This is a genomic window from Vescimonas sp., from assembly GCF_057856985.1.
Map to the genome: position 1 here is coordinate 37,387 of NZ_DBLZXX010000009.1, position 18,806 is coordinate 56,192.

At 63.1% G+C, this 18,806-nt stretch carries 16 protein-coding genes; 8 read left to right on the plus strand and 8 right to left on the minus strand.

Annotated features, from left to right (window positions below; translation table 11 throughout):
- Positions 1 to 117 precede the first annotated feature (117 nt).
- The gene (locus ACZM22_RS07405; RefSeq protein WP_489543609.1) at positions 118 to 657 is read right to left on the minus strand and encodes a prolyl-tRNA synthetase associated domain-containing protein; all 540 of its coding nucleotides are present in this window, start codon (positions 655 to 657) and stop codon (positions 118 to 120) included.
- Positions 654 to 2,051: a UDP-N-acetylmuramate--L-alanine ligase gene (gene murC / locus ACZM22_RS07410; RefSeq protein WP_489543610.1), complete on the minus strand. Its 1,398-nt coding sequence runs from the start codon at positions 2,049 to 2,051 to the stop codon at positions 654 to 656. Before murC ends, ACZM22_RS07405 begins: the two co-directional genes overlap by 4 nt.
- A 160-nt stretch (positions 2,052 to 2,211) precedes the next feature.
- On the opposite strand from murC, the gene ACZM22_RS07415 reads away from it, so the two are divergent.
- On the plus strand, positions 2,212 to 3,528 hold the full coding sequence (locus ACZM22_RS07415) for a CCA tRNA nucleotidyltransferase (protein ID WP_489543611.1): 1,317 nt from the start codon (positions 2,212 to 2,214) through the stop codon (positions 3,526 to 3,528).
- A gap of 37 nt (positions 3,529 to 3,565) precedes the next feature.
- On the opposite strand, the gene ACZM22_RS07420 is transcribed toward ACZM22_RS07415, so the two are convergent.
- A complete protein-coding gene (locus tag ACZM22_RS07420; protein WP_489543612.1) occupies positions 3,566 to 4,438 on the minus strand; it encodes a LysR family transcriptional regulator in 873 nt (290 codons plus the stop codon).
- A 120-nt stretch (positions 4,439 to 4,558) separates the two neighbouring features.
- Between ACZM22_RS07420 and ACZM22_RS07425 the strand changes: the two genes are divergently transcribed.
- From ACZM22_RS07425 to ACZM22_RS07435, 3 genes are all read left to right on the plus strand, one after another.
- Positions 4,559 to 6,094 carry a sodium/proline symporter gene (locus ACZM22_RS07425; protein ID WP_489543613.1) on the plus strand — a complete coding sequence of 512 codons (1,536 nt, stop codon included), beginning with the start codon at positions 4,559 to 4,561 and terminating at the stop codon, positions 6,092 to 6,094.
- A 186-nt stretch (positions 6,095 to 6,280) separates the two neighbouring features.
- The gene (locus ACZM22_RS07430) at positions 6,281 to 6,715 is read left to right on the plus strand and encodes a MarR family winged helix-turn-helix transcriptional regulator (RefSeq protein ID WP_483269229.1); all 435 of its coding nucleotides are present in this window, start codon (positions 6,281 to 6,283) and stop codon (positions 6,713 to 6,715) included.
- A 1-nt stretch (position 6,716) separates the two neighbouring features.
- Positions 6,717 to 7,493, plus strand: a complete 777-nt coding sequence (locus ACZM22_RS07435; protein WP_484437514.1) for a sulfite exporter TauE/SafE family protein — start codon at positions 6,717 to 6,719, stop codon at positions 7,491 to 7,493.
- Between the two features lie 51 nt (positions 7,494 to 7,544).
- Here ACZM22_RS07435 and ACZM22_RS07440 read toward each other — a convergent pair whose 3' ends face one another.
- Positions 7,545 to 8,210, minus strand: coding sequence for a Crp/Fnr family transcriptional regulator (locus tag ACZM22_RS07440; protein ID WP_489543614.1), 666 nt, complete (start codon positions 8,208 to 8,210; stop codon positions 7,545 to 7,547).
- A gap of 87 nt (positions 8,211 to 8,297) precedes the next feature.
- Between ACZM22_RS07440 and ACZM22_RS07445 the strand changes: the two genes are divergently transcribed.
- Entirely contained in the window at positions 8,298 to 8,819 is a 522-nt protein-coding gene (locus tag ACZM22_RS07445) for a hypothetical protein (protein ID WP_489543615.1), read from the plus strand.
- Positions 8,820 to 8,870: 51 nt separating this feature from the next.
- On the opposite strand, the gene ACZM22_RS07450 is transcribed toward ACZM22_RS07445, so the two are convergent.
- Positions 8,871 to 10,607, minus strand: coding sequence for a [FeFe] hydrogenase, group A (locus ACZM22_RS07450; RefSeq protein ID WP_489543616.1), 1,737 nt, complete (start codon positions 10,605 to 10,607; stop codon positions 8,871 to 8,873).
- Complete coding sequence (locus ACZM22_RS07455; RefSeq protein ID WP_489543617.1) at positions 10,601 to 12,436, minus strand: NAD(P)-binding protein; 1,836 nt, start codon at positions 12,434 to 12,436, stop codon at positions 10,601 to 10,603. The genes ACZM22_RS07450 and ACZM22_RS07455 overlap by 7 nt, the downstream gene beginning before the upstream one ends.
- Positions 12,437 to 12,831: 395 nt before the next feature.
- Between ACZM22_RS07455 and ACZM22_RS07460 the strand changes: the two genes are divergently transcribed.
- Positions 12,832 to 14,271 carry a TrkH family potassium uptake protein gene (locus ACZM22_RS07460; protein ID WP_489543618.1) on the plus strand — a complete coding sequence of 480 codons (1,440 nt, stop codon included), beginning with the start codon at positions 12,832 to 12,834 and terminating at the stop codon, positions 14,269 to 14,271.
- 183 nt (positions 14,272 to 14,454) lie between these two features.
- The gene (locus tag ACZM22_RS07465; RefSeq protein ID WP_489543619.1) at positions 14,455 to 15,138 is read left to right on the plus strand and encodes an ATP-binding protein; all 684 of its coding nucleotides are present in this window, start codon (positions 14,455 to 14,457) and stop codon (positions 15,136 to 15,138) included.
- An 81-nt stretch (positions 15,139 to 15,219) separates the two neighbouring features.
- Here ACZM22_RS07465 and ACZM22_RS07470 read toward each other — a convergent pair whose 3' ends face one another.
- Complete coding sequence (locus ACZM22_RS07470; RefSeq protein ID WP_483268555.1) at positions 15,220 to 15,480, minus strand: hypothetical protein; 261 nt, start codon at positions 15,478 to 15,480, stop codon at positions 15,220 to 15,222.
- Between the two features lie 584 nt (positions 15,481 to 16,064).
- Here ACZM22_RS07470 and ACZM22_RS07475 point away from each other — a divergent pair.
- The gene (locus ACZM22_RS07475) at positions 16,065 to 17,471 is read left to right on the plus strand and encodes an MATE family efflux transporter (RefSeq protein WP_489543620.1); all 1,407 of its coding nucleotides are present in this window, start codon (positions 16,065 to 16,067) and stop codon (positions 17,469 to 17,471) included.
- 295 nt (positions 17,472 to 17,766) lie between these two features.
- Here ACZM22_RS07475 and ACZM22_RS07480 read toward each other — a convergent pair whose 3' ends face one another.
- The gene (locus tag ACZM22_RS07480) at positions 17,767 to 18,651 is read right to left on the minus strand and encodes a BRO-N domain-containing protein (RefSeq protein WP_484443341.1); all 885 of its coding nucleotides are present in this window, start codon (positions 18,649 to 18,651) and stop codon (positions 17,767 to 17,769) included.
- Positions 18,652 to 18,806: the final 155 nt, after the last annotated feature.

Here is an 18,806-nt window from a genome sequence, read left to right on the forward strand (position 1 = left end):
ATGCAAAAAACAGTGCCTGCCGTTGGCAGACACTGTATCGGGCACATATTTCCGCCGTCCGCCGTACGGCCGGCAGCGGCTGTGCAGAGAAGGGGCGCTGCCCCTTCCGCCGTCTTTTTACAGCTCCACCACCATAGGCTCGTGTCCCGCGGCGGGCAGGAGCTTGTCCAGCACATCGGCGGTTTTCAGCCGCAGGGTGCTGGTGCAGATGCAGGGGTGGCAGGAGAAATACGGCGCATTGTACACCTCACGGTCAATGAGCAGCTGCACGCGGCGCTCCGTGTCGTTGGCAAGGCCCAGCACGGTGGCGGAGCCGGGGGTGCAGTGCAGCAGCTCCCACAGCAGCTCCTCCGGCGCGAAGCTCAGGCGGGTGGAGTGGATCTGGGCGCTGAGGTCCTTGGTGTGGAACGGCTTGTCCGGCATCATGCACAGCAGATAGAACTGGGTTTTCTGCCGGTTGCACAGAAACAGGTTCTTGCACACGCTGACACCCAGCGCGCGCCCCACCTCGGCGCACAGCTCCATGTTGAAGGCGGCATCGTGGCTGACGCGGTCGTATTCGATGCCCAGCCGGTCCAGCAGATCGAAGGCTGCCGCCTCCTGGGGCAGCAGCTCACCATCGGGACGGCTGTTGTGATAAACAGGGGAGAGATTCATTCCGCGTCACCCCGGTTCAGAAGCATTTCACCGGCGCGGTAGATGTCGCCCGCACCCACGGTGATGATCATGTCCCCGGGCTGGGCCAGTCTGGCCAGCTCCTCCGTCACCTGCTCCAGCGTGGAGCAGTACACGGCGCCGGGGATCTGGGCCGCCAGATCGCGGGAGGAGATGCCCAGCTCGTTTTTCTCGCGGGCGGCGTAGATCTCTGCCAGCACCACCTTGTCCGGCATCCGCAGCACCCGCACGAAATCGTCGAACAGCGCGGCGGTGCGGGTGTAGGTGTGGGGCTGGAACGCACAGATCAGCCGCTGGTGGGGCAGGGGCCGCGCCGCATTCAGCAGGGCCTCTACCTCATCGGGATGGTGGGCGTAGTCGTCGTACACCTCCGCCCCGTGATAGGTACCCTTGTACTCGAAGCGCCGTCCCGCGCCGGTAAACGCGGCAAGGCCCTCCTCCACGGCCTTGCCGTCCACCCCCAGCAGATACGCGGCGGCTGCGGCGGCCAGCGCATTGGACACGTTGTGGCTCCCGGGGACGTGCAGCGTCACGTGGGCATAGCGCTGCCCGAGGATCATTACGTCGAACTCACCGCACCCGTCGAACATGGACACGTTATCGGCATAGCAGCTGGCGCTGTGATCCCTGACACTGTACGTGAACAGAGGACGGTCCAGCCCCGCCACGGCGGCACGGGCGCCCGCATCGTCCAGATTGGCCACCACGCGGCCGGTGCCCTCCGGCACCAGCTCCGCAAACCGGTGGAAGGATTGCTCGATATCCGCCAGATCCTTGAAGAAGTCCAGATGGTCGGCGTGTACGTTGAGGATCACCGCCACGGTGGGGAAGAAGTTCAGGAAGGAGTTGCAGTATTCGCAGCTCTCCAGAATGATGGTGTCGCCCTGTCCCACCCGATAGCCGCCGTGCAGCAGGGGCAGCGTGCCGCCGATCATGACGGTGGGGTCCTTCTGTGCGGCCATGAAGATGTGCGTAGCCATGGACGTGGTGGTGGTCTTACCGTGGGTGCCGGAGATGCACAGGGCGTTGCGGTAGCTCCGCATAATGCCGCCCCAGGCTTGGGCCCGCTCGTACACGGGGATGCCCCGGGCGATGGCGCCGGCGATCTCGGGATTGCCGTCGTGGATGGCGGCGGTGCGGATCACGGCGTCGCAGTTTTTCAGATTCTTGGCGGAGTGGCCGATGGCCACCTCCATGCCCAGGGACCGCAGGTGCCGGACGGTGTCGCTGTCCGTCATGTCGGAGCCCTGCACCACAAGGCCCATGCCCTGCAGTACCTCGGCCAGCGCGCACATGGATACGCCGCCGATACCGGCCAGATGGACGCGCTTGCCGGGCTGTAACAGTGTGCGGATGTCCGCAGCGGGATGCATCATAGAAAAGACCTCCAAACGGCGCGGTGCGCCGGAAAGTGTGGTATGAAAATTGACAATTCCAGAAATCATGCTAATATCTAATTATAGTACACAGACCCCTGAAGTGCAACTGGCTTTTTTGCCGACTTCTGGCACTGCGGGACGAAGGGAGGCGACACATATGTTCCCAGCGCAGGTCAGCGCCGTTCTGGAGAGGCTGGAGCAGGCGGGCTTCGCGGCCTATGCCGTGGGCGGCTGTGTGCGGGACACGCTGCTGGGCCGCGTACCCCAGGACTGGGATGTTGCCACCTCCGCCCGACCGGAGCAGACCGCCGCCCTGTTCGCGGGCCGCAGCATCCCCACGGGATTGCAGCACGGCACCGTCACTGTCCGGCAGGAGGGCCTTTCCGTAGAGGTCACCACCTTCCGCGCCGATGGCCCCTACTCCGACCATCGCCGCCCCGACGCGGTGTATTTCTCCGACTCGCTGGCGGAGGACCTGTGCCGCCGCGACCTGACGGTGAACGCCATGGCCATGGACCGCCGCGGCGTCCTCACCGACCTCCACGGCGGCAGGGAGGACCTGCGCCGCGGCCTCCTGCGCTGCGTGGGGGAGCCGGACCGCCGCTTTGACGAGGACGCCCTGCGCATCATGCGGACGCTGCGCTTCGCATCGGTGCTGGGTTTCACTGTGGAGGAGCGCACCGCCGCCGCGCTGCACCGCCGCGCCCCGCTGCTGGGCAGCATCGCCGCGGAGCGGCTGCTGTCGGAGATGGACCGCCTGCTGTGCGGCCGGTACGTGCTGCCGGTGCTGCTGGCGTACCCCGACGTACTGGGCGTATTCCTGCCAGAGCTGCTGCCCTGCGTGGGCCTTGACCAGCGGAACCGCCACCATCTCTACGATGTGTGGGGCCATACGTCCCGCGCCGTGGCCGCCGTCCCGCCGGAGCCGGTGCTGCGCTGGACCATGCTGCTCCACGACGTGGGCAAGCCCCCCTGTTTCACCGTGGACGATCGGGGCGTGGGCCATTTCTACGGCCACCCCAAGGTATCGGCGGAGCTGGCGGAGACCGCCTGCCGCCGACTGCGGATGGACAAGCGCACCGCCCATCAGGTGGTGACGCTGGTGCAGTGGCACGATCGGGACATCCCGCGGACGGAGAAGGCCATCGCACGCGCCGTCCACCAGCTGGGGGAGGGCACGTTCCGGCAGCTGCTGGCGGTAAAGCGGGCGGACAATCTGGCCCAGCATCCCGACTACCGCTATCGTCTGGCGGACATTGACCGCGCGGAGGAGATACTGAACACCCTGCTGGAAAAGCAGGCATGCTTCTCCCTCCGCGACCTGGCGGTGAACGGTCGGGACCTGACGGCCCTGGGCCTGCGCGGCCCCGCCATCGGGCAAACGCTGAACGCCCTGCTGGCACAGGTGATGGACGGTGCGCTGCCCAACCAGCGGGACGCCCTGCTGAACGCCGCGCGGCATACCATAGGATGAGAGGAAAACGGAGGAGACGTGAGTCTCCTCCGTTTCGTTATGCGTTTTCCTTCACCCACGCCTTGGCGAACTCCGCGAACTGCCGGGCGGCGGGGCCGGTCTCCACGCTGCCCATGGTCAGCGCGATGGTGCGGTAAGCCGGCGGGTCCAGCGGCCGCAGCTCCACGCCCTCATTGTTGCCCCGCAGCAGCAGAGACGGCATGATGCTGACGCCCAGCCCCTGCCGCACCATGGCAATGACGGCGTAGTCGTCCTTGGTGCGGAACCGGATATCCGGCTTGGCACCCACGGCGTCCAGTGCCCGCCGCACATCGTGGTTGGAGGTTTCCAGCAGGGAGATGATGGGCTCCTTGGCGATCTCCGCCGCAGGGCACACCGGCAGACTGCACAGTCGGTGCCCCTTGGGCAGCACGGCCACCAGCTCGTCGCGGTACAGCGGCACGCACCGGCTGTCCGCCTCGGCGGGCAGGGCCACGAAGGCCAGATCCACGCTGCCGTCCGCCAGCCACCGGTCCACATCGTGGTAGTCGCCGTTGAACAGCTCGAACTCCACCTGGGGGTGCTCCTGCTGGAACCGCATCATCATGGCCGGCAGCCAGTGGGTGGCCACGCTGGTGAACGTGCCTACCCGCACCTTGCCCGCCGCCAGCGTGTGCAGCTCCTCCGCCGTCTGGTGCAGCAGCCGCTCCTCCGCCACGATGGCGCGGATGTGGGGCATGAGGCGCTCACCCTCCGGCGTCAGCCGTGCGCCGGTGCGGGTGCGCTTCAGGAGCGGCAGACCCAGCTCCGCTTCCACCGCAGCCACAATGTGGCTGACGCCGGACTGGGTGAGGCCCAGCTCCTCCGCCGCCTTGGTCAGCGACGCCCGCTCCACGACTTTTTCGACAACAGCATACTTTTTTGTGTCCATTTTGTGAATTTACCCCTTGCATTTTTGAATGCGTGGTGCTATGATACGCCCATGTATTCAAAATCTTTATGAGACACATTATAAATCTTCATGTGTCGGCTGTCAAGGAGGATTTTTTCCATGGATGGAGCAAACATTCAGCACCTGCTGGCTATGATCCTGTATATGCTGGCGGTGATCGCCATCGGCATCGTGTTCGCCCGCCGCGCCAACAAGGACGCAGAGTCGTATTTTCTGGGCGGCCGCAGTCTGGGCCCCTGGGTCACGGCTTTCAGCGCCGAAGCGTCGGACATGTCCGGCTACCTGCTGATGGGCCTGCCGGGCCTTGCCTACTGGACGGGTCTTGCCGACGCGGGCTGGACCTGCATCGGCCTTGCCCTAGGTACCTACCTGAACTTCCTCATCACCTCCCGCCGTCTGCGGCGGTACAGCATCGCGGTAGACGCCTTCACCGTGCCTGACTTCTTCTCTAAGCGCTATCATGAGGGCAGGCACAAGACCCTGATGGTGCTGTCCTCCCTGATTATCATTATCTTCTTCTCTGTCTACGCGGCCCAGTGCCTCAGCACCTGCGGCAAGCTGTTTGCCAACCTGTTCGGCCTGTCCTACCAGAGCATGATGATCGTGGCGGCGGCCTTCGTGCTGATCTACACGTTCCTGGGCGGCTTCCTGGCGGAGAGCGCCTCCGATTTCATGCAGGCCGTGGTGATGGTGACGGTGCTGGTGCTGATCCTCATCATGTCCGTGGGCGCTGCCGGCGGCCTGTCTGCGGCCATTCAGCACGCCGAGGGCATCGACGGCTTCTTCTCCCTGGTCCAGTCCGCTGCCCCCTCTGCCACAGAGGTGGACGTGTTCGGCGCCGCCAAGCCCTACGGCGTACTGTCCATCGTGTCCTGCCTGGCCTGGGGCCTGGGCTACTTCGGCATGCCCCAGGTGCTGCTGCGGTTCATGGGCATCCGCTCTGAGAAGGAGCTGAAGCTCTCCCGCCGTGTGGCCATCGTCTGGGTGGTCATCTCCATGGCGGCCGCCGTGTTCATCGGCATCGTGGGCCGCAGCATCGCGGGTCTGGACTACCTGTCCAACAGCGATGCCGAGAACATCTTTGTGGACGCGGCCATCATGTTCCTGCCTCCCGTGCTGGCGGGCTTTGCCTGCGCCGGCGTGCTGGCGGCGGCCATTTCCTCCTCCGACTCCTACCTGCTGATCACGGCCAGCGCCGTCAGCCAGAACCTCTATCGCGGTATTGTAAAGAAGGATGCCACGGAGAAGCAGGTCATGTGGTGCTCCCGCATTACGCTGATGCTCATCACGCTGGTGGCCATGGCCATCGCCTGGAACTCCAACTCCACCATCTTCGGCATCACCGCCTTTGCCTGGGCGGGCTTCGGCGCGGCCTTCGGCCCCCTGATGCTGTTCTCCCTGTTCTGGAAACGTACCACCCGCGCCGGCGCCATCGCCGGTATGGTGGCCGGCGGCGCCATGGTATTCTTCTGGCGCGGCGTGCTGAAGCCGATGGGCGGTGTGTGGGGCATCTACGAGCTGCTGCCCGCCTTCCTGTTCAGCGCACTGGTCATCGTGGTGGTCTCCCTGCTGACCCGGAAGCCCAGCGCCGACATGGACAGCGAGTTTGACCGCATCAAGGCCGGTCAGGTGTAAAAACGCAAGAAAAGAAAGCCCTCCGCCTGTGCGGAGGGTTTTCTTTTCTGCCCCGCGGAGGGCATTTTCCTGTCTGAGCGCCGCCCTGCGCTATTTTTACCGACCCCACTTGACAGAGAGGCGGCGTTGTGCTATTTTTAATTCAAATTTGAACAATACAAAGTTGAAGTAAAGGAGATGGCACATATGCACGCCAATGTGGAGTTCGCCCAGAAGGTCGCCCTGGCCTACGGCGCGGTATGCAAGCCGCTGTGCCGTGAGCTGGGCCTGACACAGACAGCCTTCGACATCCTGCTGTTCCTGGCCAACAACCCATCCTACCGGACGGCGCGGGACATTGTGGAGGTGCGGCACATCAAGGCAAATCTGGTGTCCGTCAACGTGGACAAGCTGGTGCAGGAGGGATACCTGACGCGGCAGCCGGTGGCGGGAGACCGCCGCAAGACGGCGCTGGCATGCACCCCCAGGGCGCAGGAGGTCATCCGCCGCGGACGGCAGCTGCAAACAGCGTTCTTCGACAGCCTGTTCCGCGGCATGGAGCCGCCGCTGCGGACGGCGTTCATTGACGCCATGCAGATCATTGACAGCAATCTGGATCAGCTGCTGCGGGAGGAGCGATAGTATGCAGATATGGATCACGATCTTAGTCACGTTTTTCGCCGGTATGGGCGCGGGCCTAGGCACCGGCTTTGCCGGTATGAGCGCTGCGGCGGTGATCAGCCCCATGCTCATCACATTTCTGGGTATGGACCCCTATATGGCGGTGGGCATCGCCCTGTCCTCCGACGTGCTGGCCAGCGCCGTCTCGGCCTATACGTACCATAAGAACGGCAATCTGGACGTGAAAAACGGCCTTATCATGATGGGCAGCGTGCTGGCATTCACCGTGGTGGGCAGCTACGTTGCCAGTCTGGTGCCTTCTGCCACCATGGGGAATTTCTCCGTGTTCATGACGTTCCTGCTGGGTATCAAGTTCATCGTCCGCCCGGTGATGACCACCAAGGAGTCCATGCAGAGCGTGTCGGCGAAGAAGCGGGTGGTTCAGTCGCTGGTCTGCGGCATGCTCATCGGCTTCATCTGCGGCTTCATCGGCGCAGGCGGCGGCATGATGATGCTCCTGATCCTTACCACCGTGCTGGGCTACGAGCTGAAAACGGCGGTGGGCACCAGCGTCTTTATCATGACCTTCACGGCCCTCACCGGCGCGGTATCCCATTTCGCCATCGGGGGCACGCCGGACTGGCTGGTGTGGACACTCTGCGTCATCTTCACACTGGTGTGGGCCCGCATCGCCGCGGTGTTCGCCAATATGGCACAGCCCAAGACGCTGAACCGCGCTACCGGCATCGTACTGGTGGTGCTTGGCGCGGTCATCATGGGCGTAGGTATTCTGAAATAAGCGCCCTATAAAAGCAGCCCTCCGCACTGAATGTGAAGCGGAGGGCTGCTTTTATACGTTTTTCAGCCGGAAGCTGCTGCGGTAGAATTCCAGCAGCCCCTCCCGCTGCATCCGTCCCAGCTCACGGGACAGGGCGCTGCGGTTGACGCCCAGTACCTCCGCCATCTCCTGACGGGAGTAGGGCACGCGGAAGTAGTCGCTGCCCGCCGCCTCCCGCCGGTCCCGCAGGAACAGCAGGATGCGCCGCCGCAGCTGGGGCTCCGTGAGATAGGCCACCCGCTGCCGCAGGCCCCAGAATTTGCTGGCCGTCTCCGCCAGCAGATTCCGCCGCAGCGCCACGTGGCAGGCGCAGCCCCGCCCGCAGTCGGACAGAATACCCTCCAGCGGCAGGAACAGCACCGCCGCTCCCTCCGCCGACGCCACCAGTGACAGGGGGCTGGCCTGCCCGGCTGCCATCAGCAGGTCGCCGAACACACCGCCCTTCTCCTGCCGCGCCGTCAGCACCGCGCCGCCGTCCTCACCGTACTGCACCGCATCCACGCAGCCCTCCAGCACGATGCCCGCCATGGGCACCGCGTCGCCGGCATGCCACAGAAACTCGCCCCGCCCGTATCGCCGCACCGGACAGTGCAGGCAGTCCAGCAGCCGCCGGATGTCCCCGTCCTCCATGTCCTGAAACAGGCCCGTCCGCCGCAGCAGCGCCGTATCGATATCCATGCGCATCCTCCTTTTTGTTGCTGTGGCAACGTAAACTTCTCCCGGACATGCTATCATAAAGGAAAAGAAAAAGAAAGAGGTTTCCGCATGAAAAATAAAACTTTCTGGATCGCTGAGACGGCGGTCATGATCGCGCTGCTGGTGGCGCTGCAGTGGGCTACCAAGGCTCTGGGCCAGTTCGTCACCGGCTCCTGCGTCAATCTGGTGCTGGGCGTGTCCACTCTGGTGGGCGGCGTATGGTGCGGCGCGGTGGTGGCTCTGGTCAGTCCCTTTTGCGCCTTCCTGGTGGGGGTAGGCCCCGCCAAGCTGGCCATCGTGCCCTTCATCGCCGTGGGAAATCTGGTACTGGTGCTGGTACTCCGCTTCATCGCCGGCGGCAAGCCCCTGGGCCTGCGCAGTTACCTGGCGGTGGCCGCGGCGGCCGTGTGCAAGTTCGTGGTGCTGTTCCTGCTGGTAACCAAGGTGGCCATCCCCGCCCTGAACCTGCCGGAGGCGGCAGCCTCCGCCATGTCCGCGTCCTTCTCCTGGCCTCAGCTGGTAACGGCGGCCATCGGCGGCGTCATCGCCGTCACCATCGCCCCCGCCATCCGCAAGGCTCTGAAGCGCTGAACCTGTATAAAAAAACATCCCGTGCATCGGCACGGGATGTTTTTTTGCTTCTCAGTGGCCGCTGGGCATCTTCCATCCGAAGTGGTCGGTGTGCAGCAGCATATGGGCCTTGTGACCCAGCGGCTGGCGCAGGTACTCCTTATACAGCGCCTGTACGTCCTTGTTCTCATGGGAGAAGCGCACCTTCGTATTCTTGTCGATATTCCACAGCACGTCGCCGCGGCTGGCTGCCATCTCCACACTGTCGTGGATGGGCTGTCCGCCGCCGCCGGCGCAGCCGCCGGGACACGCCATGACCTCCACGAAGTCATAGTCCACCTCACCGGCGTCGATGGCGTTCATCAGCTTCCGGGTCGCACCCAGACTGCTGACCACCGCCACGCGCACGTCGCCTGCGCCGGGGATGGTGAACTTCGCCTCCTTCCAGCTGTCCATTCCTCGGACGGCGTGGAAGGCGTCGGGATCGGGGTTTTTCCCCGTTACCAGATAATAGGCGCTGCGCAGAGCCGCGTCCATGACGCCGCCGGTGGCGCCGAATACCACGGCTGCGCCGGTGCCGGAGCCCAGAGGGCTGTCGAACGGCGTTTCCGACAGGACGGCGGGATTGATCTGCTCACCGCGGAACATGCGGACGATCTCGCGGGTGGTCAGCACCACGTCCACGTCGGGATCGCCCTCGGCGTTCCGCATGGTGGGCAGGCCCGCCTCCGCCTTCTTGGCGGTGCAGGGCATGATGGACACCACAAACAGCTTTTTGGGGTCCACGTTCAGCTGGTCGGCCAGATAGCTCTTGACCACAGCGCCGAACATCTGCTGAGGGCTCTTGGCCGTGGACAGGTTGCCGATGTAGGCGGGGAACTGGCTCTTGACGAACCGCACCCAGCCGGGGCAGCAGCTGGTGAACATGGGCCAGTGGTACTTGTTGCGGTGGGTAAAGCGCTCGATGAACTCGCTGCCCTCCTCCATGATGGTCAGGTCGGCGGTGAAATTGGTGTCGAATACATAGTCGAAGCCCATGGTTTTCAGGGCCGTCACCATTCGCTCCGCCGTGGCGTACTTGGGGTCCAGGTGGAAGAATTCCGCCCAGGCCGCCCGAACGGCGGGGGCCATCTGCACCACGGTGATGCGCTGGGGATCGGCCAGAGCGTCAAACACCTTGCCGGTGTCGTCGTGCTCCTGCAGACCGCCCACGGGACAGTGGGTGACGCACTGGCCGCAGAACGTGCAGTCGCTCTCGCCCAGCGTGCGGGTACGGGCCACGCCTACGGTGGTGTGGGAGCCGGTGCCCATCAGGTCCCAGATGCCCATGGTCTGCACCTTGTCGCAGATCTGGATGCAGCGCATGCACTTGACGCAGCGGTTCTCCAGCCGGATGACGGGGTTGGAGAAGTCGTCGGGGATGTTCCGAAGATCTTCGATGTAGTGCTCGCCCAGCAGGTTGTAGTCATTGGTGAGCTGCTGGAGCTTGCAGTTGCCGCTGCGGGTACACTTGGTGCATTTGGTGTCGTGCTGGCTCAGCAGCAGCCGCAGGTTTACGCGCCGCGCCTCGCGGACGCGGGGGGAGTTGGTGTGGACCACCATGCCCCGGGATACCACGTTGTCGCAGGCGGGGACCAGACGGGGCTGCCCCTCCACCTCCACGGTGCAGATGCGGCAGGCGCCGATCTCATTGATGCCCTTGAGATAGCACAGAGTGGGGATCTCGATATGGACGCTGCGGGCCGCCTCCAGAATGGTGGTGTCCTCCGGCACCGTGACGGCATGGCCGTCGATGGTCAGCGTTACCATTTGACATTCCTCCCTCCTCTGAAAATACCGTAGCCGAAGTGGTCGCAGCGCAGGCAGCGGGATGCCTCAGTGCGGGCGCCCTCCTCCGTCAGGCCGCACTCGATGTCCTCGAAGTCGCACCGGCGTTCGCAGGCCTCCCGCTCGGTGGTGTTGATGCGCCCGTGAGGGCCGCGGTTGTTCAGCCGCGGGGACGGGATGTCCACATCCACCTCGATCTCGTGCTGGAAGCCCAGATGTACATCGATGTTGGCCGCCGCCACCTTACCGGCGGCGATGGCGCGGATGGCTGTGGCGGGGCCGGTGACGCAGTCGCCTCCGGCAAACAGGTTGTCCATGTCGCCTACCTGGCCGGACAGCCCTGCCACGAATACGCCCCGCTTGATGGGTACACCGGCCTGCTCGAAGCCCTGGATCTCAATGCCCTGCCCGATGGCCACCACGATGATGTCCGCGGGGATGCGCACCTCCGGCAGGTCGGCCTTGTTGGGCCGGGGGCGACCGGACTTGTCGGCCTCGCCGATGATCTGGGGCTGGACCCACAGCGCTGCGGCGCAGCCGTCCTCATCAGCCTCAATGCGGACGGGGGCCATCAGGGTCTGGATCTCCGCGCCCTCGGCCATGGCGCCCGTCACCTCATCGGGCAGGGCCGTCATGTCCTCTATGCGGCGGCGGTAGACGCAGGTCACCTTGTCCGCCCCCAGACGGATGGAGCTGCGGGTCACGTCCATGGCCACATTGCCGCCGCCGATGACCACTACCTGCTTGCCGGAGAAGTCCGGCATCACGTCGTCGCCGATGGCGCGCAGCATCTCCACGGCGGACATCACATTTTTGCTGTCCTCCCCGGGGATGCCCACCTTCTTGTCCTGATGAGCGCCGATGGCGATATACAGACAGTCGTATTCCTTCTGCAGCTCCTCCACCCACACGTCCACGCCCACGGTGGTGCCGGTGTGTGCTTCGATGCCCAGAGAGAGGATGGATTCGATCTCCGCGTCCAGCAGCTGGCGGGGAAAACGATAGCTGGGAATGCCGTAGCGCAGCATGCCGCCCAGCTTCTCCCGCTCCTCGAACACCGTGACCTTATGGCCCATCAGCGCCAGATAGTAGGCGCAGCTCAGTCCGCTGGGCCCTCCTCCGATAATGGCCACCTTCTTGCCGGTAGGCGGCGCACAGGCGGGCTGGGGCACATCGCCTGCGTGGTCCACGGCGTAGCGCTTCAGGCCGCGGATGTTGATGGCGTCGTCGATCATGTTCCGGCGGCACCGCGCCTCGCAGGGGTGCTCGCAGATGTAAGCGCAGGCGGTGGGGAAGGGGTTGTCCTTTCGGATCAGGCGCACCGCGTCAGCGCAGCGGCCCTCGCCCACCAGCGCCATGTAGCCCGGCACATCCACGCCCGCGGGGCACAGCGCCACGCAGGGTACCGGCAGCTGCAGGCCCGCCAGACATCGATGGTGCTGGATGTGCTCCTCGTAGTCGTCGCGGAAGCCCTCCAGTCCGTCCAGCACCAGCCTGGCCGCATCGCGGCCGATGGCGCAGTCGGCGGTGTTCAGCGTGGTACGGGCGGTCTTTTCGATGATGTCGATAGTGCCCATGTCGGCGGTGCCGTCCAGCACCGTGGCGATGAGCTTGCTCAGCTGCCCCAGACCGATGCGGCAGGGCACGCACTTGCCGCAGGACTGTGCGTGGCACAGATGCAGGAACGCCAGCGACATGTCCACGGGGCACAGACCCGGGGGACTGGCGGCGATGCGGCGCTCTACATCGCGGTAGAGGTTATCTACCACGGTCTGTGCGCGGCTGGGACTCTTGATGTCAAGTCTGCTCAAGGCAGAGACCTCCTTTCATCTGAGCGGGGCACAGCGCCCTGCCCGGAACGATGCTAAAGTTGCATTTAGAATACCACAAAAAGTGAAAAAGTCAATTGAATCAAAAAAGTTGTTTAAGCAATGAAAAATTCTCAAAAAATGGCGCTTATTGTCTATAATAATTTTAACATACCTGCGCCGCAGTGCCAAAAAACGCGTACTTACACGAAACTTTTTCTTGTCGGGATGTTTTTTTCGCCCATCCTTGACAGGGGCACGGTGCGGATATATAATTTAAATGTATGCGGTCTGGACGGCCGCACCATACCATGTGAAAACAGGGCATCCCCGCCGCCCCGCAGTCAGAGGGGGGTGCCTGCTTTTGCCGCGCTTCGCCGCGGCTATGAGGAACTGCCATGAACTTTCGTTTGGTCGCAAATATCACCAGCTACGTGCTGTGGGTGGAGGCAGGCTTTCTGCTGCTGCCGCTGGCGGTGTCGGTGTTCTCCGGCGAGGCGTGGCTGCCGTTTTTCATCACGGCGGTGCTGTGCATCCTGATCGGCGGCGCGCTGCATCTGGTGCCGGTGAAAAACCGAAAGATGCACGGGCGGGACGGCTTTATGGCCGTGGCCCTGAGCTGGATCGCCCTGTCCCTGATGGGAGCGCTTCCCTACGTGCTCACCGGTGCGCTGGACAGCTACGTGGACGCTGTGTTTGAAACGGTGTCCGGCCTGACCACTACCGGCTCCACGGTGTTCCCTGAGGTGGAGCACCTGCCCTACAGCGTTCTGCTGTGGCGCTCCCTGACCCAATGGATGGGCGGCATGGGCGTTCTGGTGCTGTTTCTGGCGCTGATGCCCAAGCTGGGGGATGGCGCGGTGTACCTGATGCGGGCGGAGAGCCCGGGCCCCATCAAGTCCAAGCTGGTGCCCAAGGTGGGCAGCACCGCCAAGATCCTGTACTGCATCTACGTGGCGCTGACAGTGCTGGAGATGGCCTGCCTGCGCATCGCGGGGCTCAGCTGGTTCTCCGCGGTGAACCACGCCTTCACCACTATGGCCACCGGCGGCTTTTCCATCAACAACACCTCGCTGGCGGGCAGCAGTCCTGCGGTGATGTGGATCATTACCGTCTTTTCGTTTCTGGCGGGCGTCAACTTCTCCCTGCTGTTCCTGGCCGCCACCGGCAAGCTCCGTACCGCCCTGCGCAGCGAGGAGCTGCGGGTCTACACCACCATCGTGGTGAGTGTGACGCTGCTGATCTGCGTGTGCCTGCGTGTGCAGGCGGGGGTGCCGCTGGGCGAATCCGTGACGGACGCGGCGTTCCAGACCGTGACCATCATGACCACCACCGGCTTTGCCACCGTGGATTTCGCCCTGTGGCCCACGTTCTGCCGCATGGCGCTGCTGGTGCTGATGTTCACCGGCGGCTGCGCCGGCTCCACCTCCGGCGGTATGAAGCTGTCCCGTGTGCTGATCCTTTGGAAATCGCTGGTCCGTGAGCTAAAGCGCATGGTCCACCCCAACCACGTCAGCGTCATCACTGTGGACGGTCAGCCCGTGGAGGAGCGTGTCGTCTTGTCTACCGGCGCGTATATCATGGCCTATATGGCAGTGCTGCTGACCGGCGCGCTGGTGGTGAGCTGGGATAACTACGGCTTTCAGGAATCCTTCGCCGCGTCCCTGACCTGCATCAGCAACGTGGGACCCGGCCTGGGTATTCTTGGCCCTATGGAAAACTTTTCCATCCTGTCGCCGCTGAGCAAGCTGGTGCTGTCGCTGGAGATGCTTACCGGCCGTCTGGAGCTGATGCCCATGCTGGCCCTGATGACCCGCGGCGCGTGGAGCGACCGCTGAACTGGAAAAAAACGGGAGCGCCGCTCCCGTTTTTTCGTGTAAAACAATGGCATGATGAAGAAATAACCCAAATGGCCGGAAAAGTTCCAAATACTGTTATTTTGCAAAGTGACAAATGCAACAGATGAATGCGCGGCGGCGGGAGTATACTGACACTGCACAACACGAATAGGAGGGATCTGCATGATCCGGAGGATCATTCACATCGATGAGGAAAAGTGTAACGGCTGCGGCAAGTGTGTCCACGCCTGCCATGAGGGGGCCATCGACCTGGTGAACGGCAAGGCCAGACTGATGCGGGAGCACTACTGCGACGGGCTGGGAGACTGTCTGCCGTCCTGCCCCACCGGCGCCATCACCTTTGAGGAGCGGGAGGCTCCTGCCTACGACGAGGCGGCGGTGAAGGCGGCCCAGGCTGCCAAGCCCGCGGCTCACACCGGCTGTCCCGGCAGCCGCATCCGGCAGATGGCGGCGAAAGCCCCTGCGGCAGCGGGAGAGCCCGTGTCCGGGCAGCTCACCAACTGGCCGGTGCAGATCAAGCTGGCGCCCACGGCAGGCCCCACCTTTGCGGGCCGCGATCTGCTGATCGCCGCGGACTGCACCGCCTATACCTACGGCGACTTCCACCGCCGATTCCTCTCAGGCCGGACACTGCTCATCGGTTGTCCCAAGCTGGACATGGTGGATTACAGCGAGAAGCTCACCGCCATTTTCCGGGGAAATGACATCCGCTCCGTGACGCTGCTGCGGATGGAAGTGCCCTGCTGCGGCGGGCTGGAGCACGCAGTGAAAACGGCGCTGGCCGCCAGCGGCAAGGACATCCCGCTGACGGTGCAGGTGGTGAACATCGACGGCACGCTGGCGTAACAGAGTGGCCGAAAAAGTTGCAAAAAAGGGACGCAGCCGGTTCTCCGGCTGCGTCCCTTCTGTCATGTCATGAAATCAGCATCAGGCGTTGGCGGCGCAGTACGCCTCGTAGCGGCTCTGGAGCCACGCCTTCAGCGCCTCCACGCCGTCGTCGTCCCAGGGAAAATCCTGCTCTGCCACATCCGCAGCCAGCTCGTAGCACAGTTGGGAGTAGACAGCGGCGTGGATGACGTTCTCCTTGGCGTCGTTATTAAAGCGATAGCGGAACTCGCCAATGGAGCCGGTGTAGATAAAGGCCCGCTTGAACCAGCGGGGCGTCAGCTCGGTGAACTGAGGGTGCATAGCAGTCCGTCCTTTCGGAAAAAGTGGCGCGGCGCGCCTATGGACAGTATAGCACAGACAGCGGCGCTTGTCCAAGACTTTTGACGGCGGGGGCTGGCGGGCACCTCGGCGATAGCGGCGCCTGGCGGCGGCAGCAGGGAAGCATACAGTTTAAATATCGGAGCAGGGAACGCAGAAGAAAGCTCCCCTGTGCAGGGCGCGGGGCATAGCTGGCAACAAGAAGTCAGTCCCCTTGCCCCTCTGGGCGTTTCAGCCACACAGGAGAGCGATTCCGGTGTACCGCAGAGCGAGAGCGAATACAAGGGGCTGGACGAGCTTTTGGGCAAGGCAAAGCGGGACCGCGTGGGCCACCGGAATGGCGGCAGATCATGCAGGAACTGGAGCGGGAAGTGGAGCGGGACCGAGAACGCGGGAAGTAAACGACGGGCTGGGCGGCGCGGTGCTCCGCAGAATCATTTTCATGGGGCGCCGCAGTCCCGGAAGCGGCCGCAGTTCCGAATCATCTGACGGCGGCATATTTTGCAGTTGACCTTTTGGCTCACAGCAGGTATAGTGGTAGGACGATGACTGAGAGGAGTGGGTACGTGAAAAAAGACCTGCTGGCGGCGCTGCGGAACGGCGAAGAGCTGACACTGCGGCAGCAGACAACGATGGCATTGCAGCTGAGTATCCCCGCCATTCTGGCGCAGCTGTCGTCCATCGCGATGCAGTATATTGATTCATCCATGGTGGGGCATCTGGGCCGCGAGGCCAGCGCCGCCATCGGATTGGTAGCGTCCAGCACGTGGCTTCTGATGGGCCTGTGCCGTGCGCTGACGGTGGGTTTCTGCGTCCAGACGGCCCAGCGCATCGGCGCGGGGGAGGAGCGGGATGCCCGCAATCTGGTGAAGCAGAGCCTGCTGGTGGGAGTGGCCTTCGGACTGATACTGGCGCTGGTGGGCAGCGCCGTGTCCGGCAGTCTCCCCCGCTGGCTGGGTGCGGAGGAGAGCATCTGGCAAGGTGCGTCCGTGTATTTCCTGATCTTCGCCCTGTCCCTCCCCGCCCTGCAAATAAACGGTCTGGTGGCCGCGCTGCTGCAGGCCAGCGGTAATATGCGGACACCCAGCGCCCTGCTGGTGCTGATGTGCGGGCTGGATGTGGTGTTCAACCTGCTGCTCATCTTCCCCACCCGCCAGGTCGGAGGGTTCACATTACCGGGCGCCAATTTAGGCGTTGCCGGCGCTGCGCTGGGTACGGCGCTGGCGGAGGTGGTCGTGGCGGTCATCATGTGTGTGTGCCTGCTGCGCTCCCCCATGCTGGGTCTGCGGCGAGATGAGAAGCTTCGCTTTGTGCCGCAGCAGCTGAAACGTGCGGTGCGGCTGGGCATCCCCGTGGCCATTGAGCAGGCGGTCATGTCCGGCGGCCAGATCGTCACCACCGGCGTGATCGCCCCGCTGGGTACGGTGTCCATCGCCGCCAACTCCTTCGCCGTCACAGCGGAGGCTCTGTGCTATATGCCGGGCTGCGGCGTAGAAACCGCAGCGGTGACGCTGATCGGGCAGAGCGTGGGCGCCAGGCGGCGGGATCTGGTGACGCGGCTGGGCTGGGTGACGGTGCTGCTGGGTGTGGCCATTATGGCGGTGATGTCGGCAGCCATGTACTTTCTGGCGCCGTGGATCATCGGTATCCTCAGCCCTGACACGGAGGTGGTGGCGCTTGGCACAGAGGTGCTGCGGATCGTGGTGTTTGCCGAGCCGCTGTTCGGTGCGGCCATTGTGTGCGCCGGTGTGTTTCAGGGGGCAGGCAGCTCCCTGCTCAGCTCCGTGCTGAACTTCGCCAGTATGTGGGGCGTCCGTATCCCGCTGACGCTGCTGCTCACTTCCCGGCTGGGTCTGCACGGCGCGTGGGTCGCCATGTGCATAGAGCTGTGCTTCCGCGGGGCGCTGTTTTTGTTCTGCCTGTGGCGGAAATTCTGGCTGCCGAAGGACCTGCGGGAGCCGGTACAACGATAACTGAAGATCCCCCTGATGCCTTTGCATCGGGGGGAGCTTTGGGCTGCGTTACAGTAGTTGGAGCGGGGCTCCGGCGACAGGAGCAGCGCGAGAGGGACGGTACCGGAGAGGCGGTGTTTGAAAGCGTTAGAAAAGCGTTAGAAAATCAGGGGGCGTTTTCCGTTCGGGCAAAATAAAAAAGTCCCGAAACCCTTGCGGTTTCAGGACTTTTTTGTCATAACTCAACACTATAGATTTTTTGAAATTGCTTTCAAAAAATCGGTGTATGACAGCAAGAAAACTTGATGCGCAGAGTTCACTTGTCTTTTGATTCTTCAGTTGTGTCAGAGACTGCACCTTCCAGCAGGTCCGTCACGACCTGATTGAGCTGTGCAGCGTTCTTGGGTGTGATGACCGGCGTGTCTGACTGAGACTCAATGTCTTTTCTGGTTCGTCCTGCGACCTGGCCGCCCGCCTTGGCAACTGCCAGATTCTCTTGGAAGGTCGTCGGCTTGCGATCTTTTGAAAACTGAGTGGTGGTCGCCTCCGCCAGCATGTTCAGTACCAGCTCCAGCGTCGTCATGTTATCACGAAGGTTTTCTTTTTTCAAGCCCTTCAGATTCTTGTACTGCCGGGTGGACATGCCGGACCATGCACGGGAGATCTCGTCCGTGAGGATGGCGTACTCGACGCCCTTCTGCACACCACGGGCATCCCATTCATCTGTCAGTTCCTTGCGGACTTGAATAGCCTGCAGCCGCTGGTTGATCCACTCACGACTGTACCCCTTCTTGAGGTAGGTCTCCAACGCCCGGTCGATGGTCAGCTCCGGGTCGATAGTCTCCTCGATGCGCTCCCGACCGACCTGTGCCAGCCACAGCTTGAACGGTTCTGCCTTCGGTGAAGGAATGGACTGGATGATACGCAGAAGCTGCTCGGTGTCGGCTACATCAGTCAGACGGCGTTTCCCGTCTGCGGCGGTCATTTTCAAAGCGTTACAACTTGTAACGGTTTCATTTCCCTCGTCCTTCAAGCGCTTTTTAAGAACACGCCAGTAAGTCTGGGGATTCGGACTGTCCGTCAAAACCGCGATGACATCAACGATAGAAAAGTACCATTCTTCCTTTTCCTCGTCCCATGCGGTGCGAATACGCTTGTCCTCGAACAGTTGGATCTTATCGTTTTGTGCCATTCGAATCACCTCATTCTGTCGTAAATTCTTTCAGAAGTCCTTGGCAGCCATCCAGCACATCCCGCCAGGTCGCCTCGAAGTCCTCGGTGTACCATGGGTCTGCCACATTGCCGGGATGGGCGGTGTGATCCATCAGGAGGGACATCTTGCCGACATAGTCGCCG